Annotated in this window: 17 protein-coding genes; 10 read left to right on the top strand and 7 right to left on the bottom strand. The window is 72.1% G+C overall.

The features are described 5' to 3' along the window. The first annotated feature begins 138 nt into the window (after nt 1-138). Nucleotides 139-915, top strand: a complete 777-nt coding sequence (locus tag ACFV0T_RS14840) for an NPP1 family protein (protein ID WP_385778388.1) — start codon at nt 139-141, stop codon at nt 913-915. A gap of 214 nt (nt 916-1,129) precedes the next feature. Beyond that, nucleotides 1,130-2,569, top strand: a complete 1,440-nt coding sequence (locus ACFV0T_RS14835; protein ID WP_385778386.1) for a glycosyl hydrolase family 65 protein — start codon at nt 1,130-1,132, stop codon at nt 2,567-2,569. A 44-nt stretch (nt 2,570-2,613) separates the two neighbouring features. Here ACFV0T_RS14835 and ACFV0T_RS14830 read toward each other — a convergent pair whose 3' ends face one another. Continuing rightward, complete coding sequence (locus ACFV0T_RS14830) at nt 2,614-3,603, bottom strand: DUF5937 family protein (RefSeq protein WP_385778384.1); 990 nt, start codon at nt 3,601-3,603, stop codon at nt 2,614-2,616. Nucleotides 3,604-3,709: 106 nt separating this feature from the next. On the opposite strand from ACFV0T_RS14830, the gene ACFV0T_RS14825 reads away from it, so the two are divergent. Genes ACFV0T_RS14825 through hemC form a run of 4 tightly spaced genes read left to right on the top strand, consistent with a single transcriptional unit; the run spans nt 3,710 to nt 6,916 of the window. Beyond that, nucleotides 3,710-4,924: an MFS transporter gene (locus tag ACFV0T_RS14825; RefSeq protein WP_385778382.1), complete on the top strand. Its 1,215-nt coding sequence runs from the start codon at nt 3,710-3,712 to the stop codon at nt 4,922-4,924. 7 nt (nt 4,925-4,931) lie between these two features. Then, nucleotides 4,932-5,450 (top strand): hypothetical protein, encoded by a 519-nt coding sequence (locus ACFV0T_RS14820; RefSeq protein ID WP_385778380.1) that lies wholly within the window; start codon nt 4,932-4,934, stop codon nt 5,448-5,450. Beyond that, entirely contained in the window at nt 5,447-5,932 is a 486-nt protein-coding gene (locus ACFV0T_RS14815) for a GNAT family N-acetyltransferase (RefSeq protein WP_385778378.1), read from the top strand. Before ACFV0T_RS14820 ends, ACFV0T_RS14815 begins: the two co-directional genes overlap by 4 nt. Nucleotides 5,933-5,980: 48 nt before the next feature. Beyond that, nucleotides 5,981-6,916, top strand: coding sequence for a hydroxymethylbilane synthase (gene hemC, locus ACFV0T_RS14810; protein WP_385778376.1), 936 nt, complete (start codon nt 5,981-5,983; stop codon nt 6,914-6,916). Nucleotides 6,917-7,189: 273 nt separating this feature from the next. Here hemC and ACFV0T_RS14805 read toward each other — a convergent pair whose 3' ends face one another. The 4 genes from ACFV0T_RS14805 to ACFV0T_RS14790 all read right to left on the bottom strand — a co-directional run bounded on the left by ACFV0T_RS14805 (nt 7,190) and on the right by ACFV0T_RS14790 (nt 10,034). Next, the gene (locus ACFV0T_RS14805; protein WP_385778374.1) at nt 7,190-7,711 is read right to left on the bottom strand and encodes a hypothetical protein; all 522 of its coding nucleotides are present in this window, start codon (nt 7,709-7,711) and stop codon (nt 7,190-7,192) included. Between the two features lie 193 nt (nt 7,712-7,904). Next, on the bottom strand, nt 7,905-8,765 hold the full coding sequence (locus ACFV0T_RS14800) for an ABC transporter permease (protein WP_385778372.1): 861 nt from the start codon (nt 8,763-8,765) through the stop codon (nt 7,905-7,907). Further along, a complete protein-coding gene (locus tag ACFV0T_RS14795; protein WP_385778370.1) occupies nt 8,725-9,582 on the bottom strand; it encodes an ABC transporter ATP-binding protein in 858 nt (285 codons plus the stop codon). The genes ACFV0T_RS14800 and ACFV0T_RS14795 overlap by 41 nt, the downstream gene beginning before the upstream one ends. Beyond that, nucleotides 9,579-10,034, bottom strand: a complete 456-nt coding sequence (locus ACFV0T_RS14790; protein ID WP_385778368.1) for a MarR family winged helix-turn-helix transcriptional regulator — start codon at nt 10,032-10,034, stop codon at nt 9,579-9,581. Before ACFV0T_RS14790 ends, ACFV0T_RS14795 begins: the two co-directional genes overlap by 4 nt. Before the next feature lie 307 nt (nt 10,035-10,341). Between ACFV0T_RS14790 and ACFV0T_RS14785 the strand changes: the two genes are divergently transcribed. Both ACFV0T_RS14785 and ACFV0T_RS14780 read left to right on the top strand, forming a co-directional pair. Next, on the top strand, nt 10,342-11,223 hold the full coding sequence (locus tag ACFV0T_RS14785) for an RNA polymerase sigma factor SigF (RefSeq protein WP_385778366.1): 882 nt from the start codon (nt 10,342-10,344) through the stop codon (nt 11,221-11,223). A 193-nt stretch (nt 11,224-11,416) separates the two neighbouring features. Continuing rightward, a complete protein-coding gene (locus tag ACFV0T_RS14780) occupies nt 11,417-12,220 on the top strand; it encodes a VOC family protein (RefSeq protein ID WP_385778364.1) in 804 nt (267 codons plus the stop codon). On the opposite strand, the gene glgX is transcribed toward ACFV0T_RS14780, so the two are convergent. Both glgX and ACFV0T_RS14770 read right to left on the bottom strand, forming a co-directional pair. Beyond that, nucleotides 12,203-14,362 carry a glycogen debranching protein GlgX gene (glgX, locus tag ACFV0T_RS14775; protein ID WP_385778362.1) on the bottom strand — a complete coding sequence of 720 codons (2,160 nt, stop codon included), beginning with the start codon at nt 14,360-14,362 and terminating at the stop codon, nt 12,203-12,205. The genes ACFV0T_RS14780 and glgX overlap by 18 nt on opposite strands. 59 nt (nt 14,363-14,421) lie before the next feature. After that, nucleotides 14,422-14,934 carry a pep a2 gene (locus ACFV0T_RS14770; RefSeq protein WP_385778360.1) on the bottom strand — a complete coding sequence of 171 codons (513 nt, stop codon included), beginning with the start codon at nt 14,932-14,934 and terminating at the stop codon, nt 14,422-14,424. A 284-nt stretch (nt 14,935-15,218) separates the two neighbouring features. Here ACFV0T_RS14770 and ACFV0T_RS14765 point away from each other — a divergent pair, with 284 nt between their 5' ends. Continuing rightward, nucleotides 15,219-15,515 carry a DUF5133 domain-containing protein gene (locus ACFV0T_RS14765; protein WP_385778358.1) on the top strand — a complete coding sequence of 99 codons (297 nt, stop codon included), beginning with the start codon at nt 15,219-15,221 and terminating at the stop codon, nt 15,513-15,515. A 76-nt stretch (nt 15,516-15,591) separates the two neighbouring features. Next, nucleotides 15,592-16,154 (top strand): maltotransferase domain-containing protein (locus tag ACFV0T_RS14760; RefSeq protein ID WP_385778356.1); only part of this gene is annotated, 563 nt, incomplete at its 3' end.

Below are 16,154 nucleotides of genomic sequence, written 5' to 3'. Positions count from 1 at the left end.
CACGTCATGATTCAAATATTGGGCTGCGCTTCACCGCCGGTACGCATGTGACCCCTTGGCTCGGATGGGAAAACCCGGGAAGCTGAACTCCCCATTCCCCCACAGCCGTTGGGCTGCGCCCGGACAGAGGAGGACGCAGTGTCGTCACAGAAGTTCAAGGCCCACCGCAGGAGATGGCTCACCGGCCTGGCCGGGGCCGCCGCCCTCGTCATCGCCTTCCCCGCCGCCGCCTTCGCCGCCCCGCCCCAGGCGCTGCCCCGCAACGCCGAGGCCGCGGAACTGACCTACCAGCCCGCCTTCGACTACGACACGGACGGCTGCTACTCCACGCCGGCCATCGGCCCCGACGGCACCATCAACCCCGGTCTCAACCCGACCGGTGCCCTCAACGGGTCGTGCCGGGACGCCTCCGACCTCGACAACACGAACAGCTACTCGCGCTACAAGTGCAACAACGGCTGGTGCGCGTACATATACGGCCTGTACTTCGAGAAGGACCAGGCGTTGGCGGGCACCAGCCTCGGCGGCCACCGCAACGACTGGGAGCACGTCGTGGTGTGGGTGCAGAACAACCAGGTGCAGTACGTCTCGACCTCCAACCACGGCTCGTTCACCGTGCACGCGGCGTCCACCGTCCGCTTCGACGGCACGCACGCGAAGATCGTCTACCACAAGGACGGCATCAGCACGCACTGCTTCCGGCTGGCCAACACCAACGACGAGCCGCCGGAGAACCACAAGGGCACCTGGCAGTACCCCCCGCTGGTCGGCTGGAACGGCTACCCGGCGGGCCTGCGCGACAAGCTGAGCTCCTACAACTTCGGCAGCGCCAACTTCGGCCTGAAGGACGCCAGCTTCGCCTCCCACCTCTCCTCGGCGAAGCCGTCCGGAATCACGTTCGACCCCAACGCCTGACCGCGCCACCGATCTCCGTCCCGCTCGTTCTCCAGGCTCCCGGAGTCACCACGGCTCCGGGAGCACGGAGCGGCGCGAGCGGGGAGGACGTGACGTGGCGGCGGTCGGCACACGACGGGGCGGAGTCTCACGGCGGGGTTTCCTCGCGGTTCTGGGCGCGGCGGGAGCCGTCGGCGCCGGTGCACGGCCCGCGGCCCCGGGGAACGGTGTCACCATGCCCTCACTCGCCTTCGCCGACCCCGCCACCCAGCGGCGGCTCGGCAGTCTGTACGCGGCCGCGCTGACCGACCTGGCCGAGACCAACACCGTGACCGCCGACCGGACGGTGTACGACAGGGCGGGGCTGCTGACCGACCCGCCGGGGACCCTCGTACGGGCCGGGGGCGGGTACCCGCAGCCGCAGCGGTGGACCCGGGACGCGGCCGTCAACGCGTGGAGCGCGGCGAGCCTCCTGACGCCCGCCGTCGGCCGCAACACGCTCTGGTCGGTCGTCGACCGCGGCCCGGACGGGCTCGTCGTGCAGCAGGACAACCAGTGGTGGGACCAGGTCGTCTGGGTCCCGGCCGCCTGGCACCACTACCGGGTCACCGGCGACCGGGACTTCCTGGCCAAGGCCCACGAGACGGCCGTCAACACCCTGGCCTCGCGCCGCAGCCGGCACTTCGATCCGGCGTACGGTCTCTTCCGGGGGCCGAGCTTCATGAACGACGGCATCTCCGGCTACCCCGCCCCGCCCGAGTCGAAGGACGTCCGTTCCTCCTTCGTCCTCGACCACCCCGCAACCGACCGGCTGATGTGCCTGTCGACCAACTGCCTCCACCACGGCGCCCTGTCGGCCCTGGCGGACATGGCCGAGGCCCTCGGGCAGCCCGCCGCGCCCCTGCGCACGGAGGCGTCCCGGCTGCGCGCCTCGATCGACCGGCATCTGTGGCGCGAGCAGGCCGGCACGTACGCCTACCTGCTGCACGACGACGGACGGCCCGACACCGCGCAGGAGGGCGCCGGACTGGCCCTCGCCCTGCTCCTCGGCGTCGCCGACCGGCGCCGGGCCGGTCTGATCCTCGACCGCACCCACTGGCAGCCGCACGGGATCGTCAACGTGTGGCCGCACTACCCGCGCTTCGACGACCGCAAGCCGGGCCGGCACAACGTCATGCTCTGGCCGATGGTGCACGGTCTGTACGGCCTGGCCACGGCCGACGCCGGCCGCACCGGGCTCTTCGAGCGCTCCGTCGACCTGCTGGCGGGTCTGTTCGCCGCGGGCGGCTTCCACGAGGTGTACGACTCCGTGAGCGGCGCCGTCGACGGCGGCTGGCAGCGGGGCGGCAGCGGCCGGCCGGAGCACTTCGTGTCCCAGCCCGACCAGACCTGGTCGGCGACGGCCTGTCTGCGACTGGTCCACGAGGGCCTGTTCGGCCTGACCTTCACCCCGGACGAACTGCGCCTGCGCCCCTGCCTGCCCGGGTCCTGGGGGCCGGTGAGTCTGCGCGGCCTGCGGTACCGGGGTATGACGCTCGACATCAGCCTGTCCGGCCACGGCAGCCGGGTGGCTTCCTGCGCGATCGACGGCGGGGCGGCCGAACCCGTCCTGCCGGCCGGCGGATCCGGGCACCACACGGTCCACCTCACGCTCGACGGCGACCGCGAGAGCTGACCGCCACAACGGGCAGGAGGAGTGGGAGGCGCCCCCGGGGGACCTCAGCGGCGGTCCACCAGCGCGTCCCCCAGCCCGGTCCGCCGGTACAGCACGAAGTAGCCCTGGCGCCGCGACTCGACGAGTCCCGCCTCCCGCAGGACCGACAGATGCGCGGAGACCGACGACGGCGCCAGCGCGTGCCGGCGGGCCAGCTCCGTGGTCGAGGCGGGCGTGGTGAGACCGGCCAGGACGGCCGCGCGTCCGCCGCCCAGCAGGCGGGCGAGCGCTTCGGAGGGGGGTGGCACCGAAGCCGCGTGGAACCGGCCCATGCCACGGGCGGGGTAGATCACGGTCGGCTGCCAGGGACGCGCGAAGCCGCTGACCACGTCCGGCCAGACGAACACGCTCGGCATCAGCAGCACGCCCCGGCCGTCGGCGCCCTGCGCGTCGGCGAGATCGCCGTACATCCGCAGAGTGAGGGTGTCACCGGCCCAGTCGATACCGGGGTGCAGCCCGGTGAGCAGCGTGGCCAGCCCGCCGTCCGCGCTCTGCCGGGAGCGGTGGGCGATGTCGGCCTCCAGGACGGCGCGGTGGCGGGGCCAGTCCGGGGCGAGGAGGGCGTGCCAGGCGCGCTCGGTGAGGTCGGCGAGCCGTCGTACGGTCCCGGCGGGATCGTCGAGGGCGGCGCGCCCCGGTGGCGACTGAGCGAGTCCGGGCGCGCAGGCGAGCGAGCGGGCCATCTCGGCATGGGCGAGGCCGGGGTCGGTGGCGCGCATCCGGGCCAGTTCGTCCTCGATGGAGGGGTACGGCTCCGAAGGGGGCGCGCCGAGGAAGTCGGGGGTGTAGCCGCCGGGACGCGGGACGAACAGCCACAGCGGCGCCAGGTCGAGTCCGGCCACGGTCCGTGCGGTCCGGCGCAGCCAGGCGCGGTGGTAGCCGTGCCGGGCGGGCCGGCGCAGCAGCCGCAGCGCCTCGTGGGTCTGGCACAGCGGGGAGATCGCGAACCGGCAGCGCGTGAGGTCGTCGGTGCCCAGGTGCAGGGTCAGCGGCAAGGCGGCCTCCGTGAGCGATTCGTCCCCGGCCGAAAGAGTAGAGGCCCCGGACGTGCCCCGGCACGCTTGCCGTCGGCCGTCGACCCCGTCGTGGAAGGGCACATCCATGGGCAGCGCACGTCCGCCCGCCTGGCGCAGGGCCGCGGTCGTCGCGGCGCTGATGCTGGCGGCGTTCACCTTCAACACCACCGAGAACCTCCCCGTCGGCCTGCTCTCCCTCATGTCGGCCGGCCTGCGGGTGCCGCTCGCGGCGGTGGGCGTGCTGGTCACCGGTTACGGGCTGACCGTGGCCGTGGTCTCGCTGCCCGTCGCGCACGCCACCCGGTCCGTACCCCGCCGCCGTCTCCTCACCGGACTGCTGGGGCTGCTCGCCCTGGCCTGCTGGGCCGCGGCGCTGGATACCGTGTCGTACGGGCTGCTGCTGGCCTCCCGGCTGGTGACCGCGCTCGCGCAGGCGTTGTTCTGGGCCGTGATGGGGCCGGTCGCGGTCGGGCTCTTCCCGCCGGAGCGCCGGGGACGGGTCATCGGGCTGCTGTCCGTGGGCGGGTCGCTGGCCACGGTGCTCGGGGTGCCGGCCGGGACCTGGCTGGGTGGGCACGTCGGCTGGCGGGCGCCGTTCGCGGTGCTCGGGGCGCTGGCCGCGCTCTGTCTGGTGGTGATAGCCGTCCTGCTGCCGACGTCCCGCCCACAGGACAGCCACGCGGCGTACGGTGCCGCTCCCGACCGGCGCCGGTTCGCCGTCGTGCTCGCCACCACCGCGCTGTCGGTGACCGGGGCCTTCACCGGGTTCACGTACGTCGCCGTCTTCCTCACGGACGTGACCGGGTTCGCGGCGGACTCGGTGGGGGCGGTGCTGCTGGCCTTCGGGGCGGCGGGGCTGACCGGTGTCTCGGTGGCCGGGCCGCTGCTGGACCGGTTCCCACGCGCCACGTTGGCCGTACCGGTGGCGGCCCAGGCGGCGGCCCTGCTCGGCCTGTCCGCGGGGGCGCGCAGCGAGGTGGCCGTCGTCGCGCTGGTCATGCTGCTGGGTGCGTCGGTGGGTCCGGTGTTCATGGCGACGCAGAACGAGAGCCTGCGGGTGGCGCCAGGGCGCACGGAGTCGGCCCTCGCGGCGAATTCCGCGGCCTTCAACGCGGGGGTGGCCGCCGGTGCGCTGCTGGGCGGTGCCCTGCTGCCCGTGGTCGGGGCGCGCGGGGCGTTCCTGGTGGGCGGGCTGCTCACGGTGGCCGCGCTCGCGGTGCCGACCTGGCCGGTGTCGGCCGCGGCGCCGCTCGCCGAGGGCGGTCACGGCCATGGACGCGCGCGCACCGGCACCGCATGATGTGCGGATGGATCTTCACGACGCACCGCACTCGGCCGTCCAGGCGGACGCCCTGCTCGCCCTGTCCGAGGGCCACCACGCCCGCGTCACCCGCGCGACCGGCACGCGGGAGGCGGCCGGGCACCTGGTCAAGACGTACGCGATCGAGGCGCCGGGCCGCACGGTGACCGAGCGGGACACCGAGGCCGCGGTGCGGACCGCGGCCGCCCATCTCACGCTCGGCGGCCTGCGGGGCTCGCTGGGCCTCGCGGTGCTGCTGGTGCACGCGGGCGGCGACGGCGACTACGTCCTGGTGCACACCTGGATCGAGGGCCACATGGCGGACCTGGCGATCTTCACGGGACCGGCCGGTCGGCCGGAGGCCCTGCGGCCCGGCCGGGCGGGACTGGCGCCGTGCGTGTGGGAGGCGGCCGTGCTGTCCCACGAGCGCGACGCGTTCTCCCGGCACGTCCTCGACGGCACCGGCACTCTCGCGGACCGTCTGGCCGCCTGGGGCTCCGACACGGTCGAGGGGAAGCTGCGATGACCTCCGCCGCCCGGGTCCGGCGCGCCGAGCGCGCCGATCTGCCGCGCGTCGCCGAACTCGCCGCCCAGCACGCGCGCTACGAGCGGGCCGAGCCACCCGTTCCCGACCTGGCCGACCGTCTGGCCGCCCTGCTCTTCGACGGCCGCGACGGCGTGGACGGCCCCGCGCCCCGGCTGGTCTGTCTGCTGGCCGAACTGCCCGGCGGCGAGGTCGTCGGCTACGCCACGTGTTCCCCCGTGCTCTCCACCTGGGACGGCCGCGAGTACCTCCACATGGACTGTCTGTTCCTGGCGCCCGGCCGTCGTGGTCTGGGGCTCGGTGCCCTGCTGATGGACGCGGTGGTGGCCGAGGGCCGCCGCCGGGGGCTGAGCGAGGTGCAGTGGCAGACCCCCGCCTGGAACGAGGGTGCGATCCGGTTCTACGACCGTCTCGGGGGGCGCGCGCTGGAGAAGGTGCGCTACAGCCTGCCGGTGTCCCGTTGAGTGCGGTTCGCGTCTGAGGCACCCCCGCGAGGGTCTATGGTGTCCCGCATGTCCGTCCCCGAAATGATCCGTGTCGTCTCCCGTGACTCGCCCATGGCGCTCGCCCAAGTGGAGCGTGTGCGGGCCGAGTTGGCAGTGCTGCACCCCGGTGTGCGGACCGAGGTCGTGCCGGTGAAGACGACCGGCGACAAGTGGATGGGTGACCTGGCCCAGGTCGAGGGCAAGGGCGCGTTCACCAAGGAGGTCGACGCGGCGCTGCTCGCCGGGGAGGCCGATCTCGCGGTGCACTGCGTCAAGGACGTCCCGGCCGACCGGCCGCTGCCGGCGGGCACGGTGTTCGCCGCGTTCCTGAAGCGGGACGACATCCGCGACGCCCTGGTCCACCCCGGCGGACTCACCCTCGACGAGCTTCCCGCCGGTACCCGGATCGGTACGTCCTCGGTCCGTAGGGTCGCCCAACTGGCCGCCACGCACCCGCACCTGGAGTGCGTGCCGTTCCGCGGCAACGCCAACCGCCGGCTGGCGAAGCTGGCGGCCGGTGAGGCGGACGCGCTGCTGCTGGCGGTGTCCGGTCTGGAGCGCATCGGCCGCACGGACGTGATCAGCGAGGTCCTGTCCCCGGAGACGATGATGCCGCCGATCGGTGCGGGCATCCTGGCGCTCCAGTGCCGTGAGGGCGACACCGAGCTCATCGACGCGGTCAGCGGGCTCGGCGATCCGGCCACGCACCGGGAGGCCACCGCGGAACGCATGTTCCTGCATGTGCTCCAGGGGCACTGCAACAGCCCGATCGCCGGGTTCGCGCGCATGGACCGCAGCGGTGAACTGTCCCTGCGGGCCTGTGTGTTCACGCCCGACGGCAAGGTCCGGCTGAACGCCCACGAGTGGGCGGGGCGGCTCGACCCGGCCACCCTGGGCACGTCGGTCGCCGTGGCCCTGCTCCGGCAGGGCGCCCGGGAGATCATCGACGGCATCCCGCACTGAGGCGGAGCCGCGCCGCAGGCGGAGCCGCGCCGGTGGCGGACCAGGCCGGTGGCGGACCAGGCCGGTGGCGGACCAGGCCGGCGGCCGAGCCGCACCCAGGACCAGGCCGCGTCGGGCACGACGGCATCCCGCACCGAGGGGGAGCCGCGCCGGCGGCCGAGCCGCATCGACGACGGGGCCGCGCCGGGCACGACCGCGCCGGGCGTGACCACCTCGGTAACGACCGTCACGGACACGACCCCCACCGACACGACCGCGCCGGGCGGGACCGTGTCAGGCGGTGCCCTCTTCGGCCTGGTCGCGCAGGAAGTTGCTCACCTGACGGGCCAGGCTGTCGCGCCCGGCGCCGGCGGGGGCTCCGGCGGACCCCTCGTGCAGGCCGAGGCCGCCGCTCCACAGGCGGCGGTCGGCCCACTCCTCGTCGACCCGCAGCTGGATCTGGACGTCGATCTGGCCGAGGGAGGACTCGGGGCCCGCGGCGTACAGCACGGCGGTGGCCCGGCGCAGCGGGTAGACGTCGAAGCCCTCGATGAACTGCGTGTTACGCCAGTCGACGAACGCGCTCTCGCCGTCGGGCCCGATCCGCACGTCGATCTGGCCGTCCTCGAGGTGGATGCCGAAGGACCGCTCGCCCCGGTTCTCGACGGTCACCCGCAGGCGGAAGTACGTCATCCCCTCGGCGGCGTCGTCACGACCGCGCGGCGGCTCGGCCGGCTCCAGTCCGTGGACGCGGACACGCAGACCGGCATGCTCGTCGTACTCGTGCCAGTCCCCGACCACGTTCGGCTCGTACACAGTCCTACCTCTCGACCTCTGAGGCTGCTTCCTATCCGTGTGCTCAGCGCACTGTCAAATGAGCGGAATGGGCTGTGGCCAGGGAATTCGCCGCATTTGATCGTTGATCAAGCCGTGCGCAGGAACAATCCTCCTCCGGACCGTGCGGTTCCCCGCGCACGGCGTGCCGCACATCACGTTCCGGAGGGTGAGCTCAGCGGGCCAGTCGGCCCAGCAGCGAGGAGGCGGCGGCGATGCCGAGCGCGGCGGCCACGAGGAGCACCCCGAAGTCGGCGCCGAGGTGCGCGGGTGTGCTGAGGAGCAGGCCGCGCAGCGCGTCCACCTGGTAACTGAGCGGGTTGATCTTGCTGACGGCCTGGAGCCAGCCCGGCATGATGGACACCGGGTAGAGGGCGTTGGAGGCGAAGAACAGCGGCATGGTGATCGCCTGGCCGAAGCCCATCAGCCGGTCGCGGCTGAGCACGATGCCCGCGATGGTCATCGACAGGCAGGAGAAGAACGCCGATCCGAGGATCACGGCCACGGCGACGCCGAGCAGCTTCAGCGGGTTCCAGGTCAGGGCCACGCCGAGGAGCGCGGCGATGACGACGACCACGATCGCCTGGATCAGCGACTTCACGCCGGCCGCGAACGCCTTGCCGGTGATGAGGGCGGAGCGGGGAGTGGGGGTGACGAGCAGCTTGTTGAGGATGCCCGCGTCGCGTTCCCAGATGATCTGGATGCCGTAGAAGATGGCGATGAACATCGCGGACTGGGCGATGATGCCGGGCGCGAGGTAGTCGATGTACGGGATGCCCTGGGTGGGGATCGCCTTGATCCTGGTGAAGGTCTGACCGAAGATCAGCAGCCAGAGCGCGGGCTGGACCGCGCGGGTGTACAACTCCGTGCGGTCGTGGCGCAGCTTCTGCAGTTCCACCGCGCACATGGCCACCACCCGGGCGGGCAGCAGTCGCCAGCCCGCGCGGGGCCGGGGCGGCCGGAGCAGCAGGCCGATGTCCTTGTGCCGGACTCGGTCAGCCGACGCGGTGCGCGGTGCGGCGGGTGCTTCGGACATCGCGGAAGTCTCCTGACTGGTCGTCGAGGCCGCTGCCGGCGACGTCACGGAAGACGTCCTCCAGCGTCGGCAGCGTGTCCGTGGTGGCGCCCTCGCCGCGCCGGCGTTCGCCGAGCCCCTGCCTGAGTTCGACCGGGGTGCCGAGGGCCCGGATGCGGCCGTGGTGCATCAGGCCGACCCGGTCGCAGTACTGGTCGGCCTCGTCCATGTAGTGCGTGGTCACCAGGACGGTCATCCCGGTGGCCGCGCGTACGGCGTTGATGTGGTCCCAGACGCCGGTGCGGGCGATCGGGTCGAGGCCGATGGTCGGCTCGTCCAGGATCAGCAGCCGGGGCGCGCTGACCAGCGCCTGGGCGAGTTCGAGGCGGCGGACCATGCCGCCGGAGTAGGTGCCCGCCAGGCGGTCGGCGGCGTCCTCCAGGTCCACCGCGGCGAGAGCCTGGCCGACGCGTTCGGCGCGTTCGCGGCGCGGCACGTCGAAGACGCGGGCGAACAGGGCGACGTTCTCCCGGCCGGTGAGGCCGGCGTCGGCGGACAGCTGCTGCGGCACGTAGCCCAGCAGGCGCCGTACGGACATCTGTTCGCGCGCCGCGTCGTGGCCGAAGACCCGGACCATGCCGGCCGGGACCGGCAGGAGGGTGGTGATGCAGCGGATCGCGGTGGTCTTGCCCGCGCCGTTCGGGCCGAGCAGCCCGAAGATCTCGCCCTCCCCGACCGTCAGGTCGAGCCCGTCGACGGCGTTCGTCGCGCCGAAGGCGTAGGCGAGACCCGCGCAGGTCACGGCCTCGGCCGCTTCGGCGGCAGCGTCCTGGGTCATGAGTCCTCAGCCTCCTCGCGCAGGGTGACGGCCAGCTTGCGCAGGGCCGGGAGGGCCGCGCCCAGCGCCTGCCGGTCCGCCTCGTCGAGCCGCGCCACGTGCCGTCGTACGAGGTCGGCGCGGCGTTCCTGCCAGGCGCGCAGCCGGGCCTCGGCGGCCCCGGTCAGCAGCAGCCGGGCGGCCCGCCGGTCGGCGGGGTCGGTCTCGCGGAGCAGGTAGCCGTCCCGGACCAGCTGGTTGACCAGCGTGGACACCGAATTGCCCGCCAGGTAAAGCTCCTTGGCGGCGTCCGAGACGCCGATGCCGGGCCGCGCCTCGACCAGGCGCAGCAGTTCCACCTCGGCGCCGCGCAGCCGTGGCGCGGTCAGTCCGGCACGCAGTCGGCGCCTGATCAGCCGCTGCACCCCGACCAGCGCGTCGGCCAGGTCTTCGGGGAAGGTCTCCTCTTCCACACCGCCGAGATTACCTCTGTGTCAGAGGTATCGCACCAAGAGCGGGTCAAGATCGGCGGCGGCCGACCCCTCCTCACCCGGGGAATTTCACTCCATGAATTCCCCCGAATTCATGGAGTGGCATTTCGGTAACTATTCAAGTAATTGTTTTGGATACACTCGTAGAGGGAATTGGAATTCCAGTGCTTCGGACAGGAGGCACGCCCGCGGGAATCCGCTCGCCGGCCCCCGGCCGTCCTCCATACGGCCCGGGCGCGCGCGTCCCCGTGTGACTGTCCACCCAGCACCAGCTGAGGGAGGCGCGCAGATGCGTACCGCCATCAGAACGAAACAGCATCCGCACGACGACGCCCCGGACACCGCCGAATTCTTCGAACGGCTCGCGGAACTGGCCGCCGGTCCCGAGCGCAAAGCATTGCGGGACGAACTGGTCCGGCTGTGGCTGCCCATGGCCGAGCGCATCGCCGTCAGGTTCCGCGGTCGCGGCGAGGCCCTCGAAGACCTGTACCAGGTGGCCGCCCTCGGGCTCGTCAAGGCCGTCGACCACTACGACCCGGCGCGCGGCCGCGCCTTCGAGGCGTACGCGGTGCCGACGATCACCGGCGAGATCAAACGCCACTTCCGCGATCACATGTGGACGCTGCACGTTCCGCGTCGTGTCCAGGATCTGCGCAACCACGTACGGAAGGCCGCGAAGGAGCTGTCGCAGACCATTCCGGGCCGCCCTCCCACGGTGACCGAGATCGCCGAGTACACCGGGCTCACCGGCGACGAGGTGCGCACCGGCATGGAGGCGCTCGACTGCTACACCGCGCTGTCGCTGGAGGCCGAGATGCCCGGCACCGACGGCTACGCCCTCGCCGACGCGATCGGCGGCCCTGATCCGGGTTACGACACCGTCGTGGACCGGGTGTCGGTGGCTCCCTGCCTGCAGGCACTGCCGGAACGCGAGCGCACGATCCTGTATCTGCGCTTCTTCGGAGGCATGACCCAGAGCACCATCGCGGAGGAGCTCGGCATCTCGCAGATGCATGTCTCCCGGCTGCTCAGCGGCTGCTTCGCCCACCTGCGCGAGGAGATCCTCGCCGAGACGGGGGACGGGGCCGAGGCAGGGGACGGGACCGACGCGCACGAGGGGAGCGAGACGCGCGAGGAGGCGGAGTCGCGGGTGGGGCCGGAGGCGGACTGAGCGTGCCGTGCGCGCGCGTCAGCCGACCTCCGCGTCACCCGACTGGAGGTGTGCCCGGGATCGGTGTGAGGGCCGGTGTGCGCTGCGCTCCCACGCCACCGGAGGTACTCGGCAGGCGCCGGGGGCCGTTCCGGCCGGACACTGGAGGGACCGGCGGCCCCCCTCCGGGCGACGAGATCGGAACGCGACTGCGATGAATCACTACACGACTCCCTCCGCCTCCACGAAGCACGTCCTGTCGACGGACTCCGTCTTCGGAGCGCCCTGCTGGGTGAGCCTGACCAGTCGCGACGTGGAGGCCACGGAGGAGTTCTACGCGGCGGTGCTGGGCTGGCAGTGGCGCAGGGCGAAGCTCGGCGACCGGTTCCGCATCGCGCTGGTGGACCGCGTCCCGGTCGCCGGGATCGCCGCGGTCGCCGACATGTGGCAGATGGCGGTGGCGTGGACGCCGTACTTCGCCGTACGCAGCGCGGACGAGGCGGTGTCCCGGGTCAGGGAGCGCGGCGGCACGTCGGCGGTCGGACCGATCTCCCTCCCGCCCGGGCGGGCGGCGCTGCTGGCCGACCGGGACGGCGCGACCTTCGGGATCTGGGAGGGGAAGCTCTTCTCCGACTGGGAGACCTGGCGGCAGGCGTCACCCGCCTTCATCCGGCTGCACACGCGTGACGCGTTCGACGCGGCGATCTTCTACGGCGAGGTGCTCGACTGGGCGTCGAAGCGCCCCGGCTGCTGCGAGGTCCACTACGAAGGGGGCGAGGTGGTGCTGCGCAGCCGGGGCGACGTCGTGGCGCGCATCGTGTCCGGGGCGCTGGAGGCGGCCCCCGATCCCACCATCCGGCCGCACTGGCAGGTGCACTTCGCGGTCGCCGACGTGACGGAGTGCGCGCGGGCGGCGGAGCGGCACGGCGGCAGCGTGCTGCGCACGAGCGCCGGCGAGGTCGTGTTGCGCGACACCGACGGCGCTCAGTTCACCGTGACCTCACACCACGCGCGCTGACTTCTTCTTCGCCGCCCGGCGGGACGGTGCCGCCCGGCGGGACGGCCGGGTGAGCAGCACCAGACTTCGCGCCTCGACCCTCGTACGGGTGCCCGCCTTGTGCTCCGTCTCGTCCGGGGTGCCGTCCGGCTCCGAGGTGTCGATCAAGGTCGTCCAGCGCTCGCCGTAGGCGGGGCCCGGCAACCGGAAGTCGACCGGCTCCCAGTAGCTGTTGAGCAGCAGCAGGAAGGAGTCGTCGACGACCGGCCTGCCCCGCGGGTCCGGTTCGGCGATGGCGTCGCCGTTGAGGAACACGCCGACGGAGTGCGCGTCGGCGCGCTTCCAGTCCCGGTCGGTCATCTCGCGCGCGTCCGGCAGCAGCCACACGAGGTCGGGCAGCGGCTGGTCCGCGTGCGTGACCGTCTCGCCGAGGAAGAAGCGGCGGCGGCGCAGCACGGGGTGCGCGGTACGCAGAGCGATGACGTTCCGGGTGAAGTCCAGCAGCCGGCGCTGCTCCTCGCTCAGCCGCCAGTCGATCCAGGAGACATCGTTGTCCTGGCAGTAGGCGTTGTTGTTGCCGCGCTGGGTACGGCCCAGCTCGTCGCCGTGACCCAGCATCGGGATGCCCTGCGACAGCAGCAGTGTGGCCAGGAAGTTGCGCTGCTGGCGGGTGCGTAGCTCCAGCACGGCCGGGTCGCCTGTCCTGCCCTCGGCACCGCAGTTCCAGGACCGGTTGTCGCTCTCGCCGTCCCGGTTGCCCTCGCCGTTGGCCTCGTTGTGCTTCTCGTTGTACGAGACGAGGTCACGCAGGGTGAAACCGTCGTGGGCGGTCACGAAGTTGACGCTGGCGCGTGGCTTGCGCCGGCTGCGGGCGTAGATGTCCGAGGATCCGGTGAGGCGGGAGGCGAACTCGCCGAGCGTGTGCTCCTCCGCGCGCCAGAAGTCCCGTACGGCGTCCCGGTACTTGCCGTTCCACTCCGACCACAGCGGCGGGAAGTTGCCCACCTGGTAGCCGCCCTCGCCCACGTCCCACGGCTCGGCGATGAGCTTGACCCGGCTGATCACCGGATCCTGCTGGATGAGGTCGAAGAACGCGGACAGCCGGTCCACCTCGTGGAACTGCCTCGCCAGGGTCGCCGCCAGATCGAAGCGGAACCCGTCGACGTGCATCTCGGTCACCCAGTACCGCAGCGAGTCCATGATCAGCTGAAGCACGTGGGGGTGCCGCATCAGCAGGCTGTTGCCGGTACCGGTGGTGTCGTAGTAATGCGACCAGTCCCCGTCCACCAGCCGGTAGTACGAGGCGTTGTCGATACCCCGGAAGGAGAGCGTGGGGCCCTGTTCGTTGCCCTCGGCGGTGTGGTTGTAGACCACGTCGAGGATCACTTCCAGGCCGGCCGCGTGCAGCGCTTTCACCATCGTCTTGAACTCGGCGACCTGCTGGCCCCGGGTGCCGTGGGCGGCGTAGGCGTTGTGCGGGGCGAAGAAACCGATGGTGTTGTAACCCCAGTAGTTGGACAGCCCACGGCCTTGCAGCACGCCGTCCTGCACATACTGGTGCACGGGCATCAGTTCGACCGCGGTCACACCCAGTGCGGTCAGGTGCTCGACGATCGCGGGGTGTGCGAGTCCCGCGTACGTGCCGCGCAGTTCGGGCGGGACGTCGGGGTGGGTGCGGGTCAGGCCCCGGACATGGGCCTCGTAGATCACGGTGTCGGCGTACGACCGGCGGGGCGGGCGGTCGTCGCCCCAGTCGAAGCCCGGGTCGGTCACCACGCCGAGCATGGTGTGCCCCGCGCTGTCGGCCGGGTCCGGGCCGTCGGCGGCGCGCTCGTAGAGCGAGGCGTGCTCGTCGATCTGCCCGTCCACAGCCCTCGCGTACGGGTCCAGCAGCAGCTTCGCGGGGTTGCAGCGGTGGCCCGAGCCGGGGTCCCACGGCCCGTGCACCCGGTAGCCGTAGCGCTGCCCGGGGCCGACGCCGGACAGATGGCCGTGCCAGACGAAACCGTCGACCTCGGTCAGGGGGAACTGCCGGTGGGTGCCGTCGTCGTCCACGAGGACCAGGTCGACGCGTTCGGCGACCTCGCTGAACAACGCGAAGTTGGTACCCGTCCCGTCGAATTCGGCACCCAACGGATAGGGGTGCCCGCTCCAGACGGGCACGGGCACCCCCGCCCCCGCTTTGGCCTTCGTCCTTGCCTTTCGGCGACGTGGCTCAGCGGTCACAGTGCGTCCACCAGGACGCCGTCCGCCTGCTTGACCGGGGCGGCCAGGGCCGCGACCGGGATCGCGCGGGGTACTTGCAGCACCTCACGCAGGCTCGGCTCGGGCACGGTGGGTACCAGCGGGACGCGGCCGCCGGCCCGGGCGCGCTGGGAGAACCAGATGACCTTGGCACCGGTCTCCGTGGCGCAGCACCCCCAGCCGTCGCTCATCTCGGCGATGTGCTCGAGACAGCCGCGCAGGTCCTGGTCCGGGCGCAGATGGCAGTCGTTCTCCCCGATGGCGGTGATCAGATGCTGGCGGTTCCACCACATCTCGATCGACGCCTTCTTGTCCGAGGCGTGCTCGTCGATGGCCTGCAGTAGCAGTTCGGTGCCTCGGCAGACGGGCTCAACCAGTGTTTCGAGATCCCAGAGCCGGAGGTGGGCGGCCAGGATGCGCCTGACCTGACCCACGCGGTCCGGGCTCACTTCCACGTCGAGGTGGTAGTAACAGGGCACTGCGGTCTTCATCGTCGTTGGCTCCTCACCGGCGAGGTACGCGCTCCTCCTCGACCCTGCGGGCCGAGACCCCGAACACGAAGCGTGAACGGTTATGGCTCCTGAGTCACATCCACAGTGCGGTTGCTACGCCATTCGTGCAACACGAGCGCACCACGACCAAGATCCAACAGGACGCTGGGTCATCGCGCGTGCACCATAAGTGAAAGCCTCGAGAGCCGCGCCCGACCGGTGCCTCTGCGTGCCCGGTCTTCCGGGCGTCGCACCTCTCGCTATCCCGGAAGGAGAACAGCGCCATGCTGCTACCCGCGAAAGCCGAAGTCGCCCGGCACCTGAGGCGTTACCGGTCGTGGGAGCGCGCCACGCTCGCTTCTCCGGGCGACCGCGCGTTGCGCGCCACTTTCGAGGATTCCGGCTACACCCTGTGCGTGCTGATGGGCAAGCGCTGTGCGCGGGAGGCCGCCGACGCCGCCGAGCGCTATCTGCGGACCGGCACCGGGACCTATCTCCGGGAGCGGAGCGTACGCGGCAGGGCGAAGACTCCCGCGTACAACGGAGCGCTCGCGCACGGGCATTCCCCGGTGGAGCGGTAGCCCTCCCGATGCAGCTTGGACATCCCGACAGCCGGGCCGTGAACGGCCCGTCGACCAGCACGGCGGAGGTCAACACATGAAGTCCACCAGGGCCATCGGCCGGATCCCGGTACGAGAGGTCCGCCCTCGGGTGGAGTGCGGCGGACGCCCGGCCAAGGCGGTCGTGGGTGAGACGTTCCAGATCACCGCCACCGTGTTCCGTGAGGGTCACGACGCCGTCGCCGCCAACGTCGTGCTGAGGGACCCCGAGGGCCGGCGCGGCCCGTGGACGCCGATGCGTGAACTCGCCCCGGGCACCGACCTGTGGGGCGCCGAGGTGACGCCGGACGCGACGGGACGCTGGACCTACACGGTCGAGGCGTGGTCCGACCCCGTCACCACCTGGCGGCACCACGCCGGGATCAAGGTCCCGGCGGGGATCGACACGGGCCTGGTCCTGGAGGAGGGCGGCAGACTCTACGAACGGGCCGCCACCAGGGTGCCCAAGGGACCCGGGCGCGCTGTGGTGAAGGAGGCCGCCAGGAAACTGCTCGACGACTCCCTGCCGGCCGCGTCCCGGCTGGCGGCGGCGTTGACGCCGGAGGTGGACGCGGTCCTGGCCCGTCACCCGGTCCGTGAACTGCTCACCGCCTCGGCACC

This window comes from Streptomyces sp. NPDC059582 (assembly GCF_042735715.1).
GTDB lineage: Bacteria > Actinomycetota > Actinomycetes > Streptomycetales > Streptomycetaceae > Streptomyces.
This window is presented reverse-complemented; position numbering and strand designations above follow the sequence as displayed.

What these genes read in the sequence shown, in the direction of transcription:
- ACFV0T_RS14835 (WP_385778386.1), top strand. Translation starts at nt 1,130, where the DNA reads ATGCCCTCACTCGCCTTCGCCGACCCCGCCACCCAGCGGCGGCTCGGC.
- ACFV0T_RS14825 (WP_385778382.1), top strand. Translation starts at nt 3,710, where the DNA reads ATGGGCAGCGCACGTCCGCCCGCCTGGCGCAGGGCCGCGGTCGTCGCG.
- ACFV0T_RS14820 (WP_385778380.1), top strand. Translation starts at nt 4,932, where the DNA reads ATGGATCTTCACGACGCACCGCACTCGGCCGTCCAGGCGGACGCCCTG.
- ACFV0T_RS14815 (WP_385778378.1), top strand. Translation starts at nt 5,447, where the DNA reads ATGACCTCCGCCGCCCGGGTCCGGCGCGCCGAGCGCGCCGATCTGCCG.
- hemC (WP_385778376.1), top strand. Translation starts at nt 5,981, where the DNA reads ATGTCCGTCCCCGAAATGATCCGTGTCGTCTCCCGTGACTCGCCCATG.
- ACFV0T_RS14800 (WP_385778372.1), bottom strand. Translation starts at nt 8,765, where the DNA reads ATGTCCGAAGCACCCGCCGCACCGCGCACCGCGTCGGCTGACCGAGTC.
- ACFV0T_RS14795 (WP_385778370.1), bottom strand. Translation starts at nt 9,582, where the DNA reads ATGACCCAGGACGCTGCCGCCGAAGCGGCCGAGGCCGTGACCTGCGCG.
- ACFV0T_RS14785 (WP_385778366.1), top strand. Translation starts at nt 10,342, where the DNA reads ATGCGTACCGCCATCAGAACGAAACAGCATCCGCACGACGACGCCCCG.
- ACFV0T_RS14780 (WP_385778364.1), top strand. Translation starts at nt 11,417, where the DNA reads ATGAATCACTACACGACTCCCTCCGCCTCCACGAAGCACGTCCTGTCG.
- ACFV0T_RS14770 (WP_385778360.1), bottom strand. Translation starts at nt 14,934, where the DNA reads ATGAAGACCGCAGTGCCCTGTTACTACCACCTCGACGTGGAAGTGAGC.
- ACFV0T_RS14765 (WP_385778358.1), top strand. Translation starts at nt 15,219, where the DNA reads ATGCTGCTACCCGCGAAAGCCGAAGTCGCCCGGCACCTGAGGCGTTAC.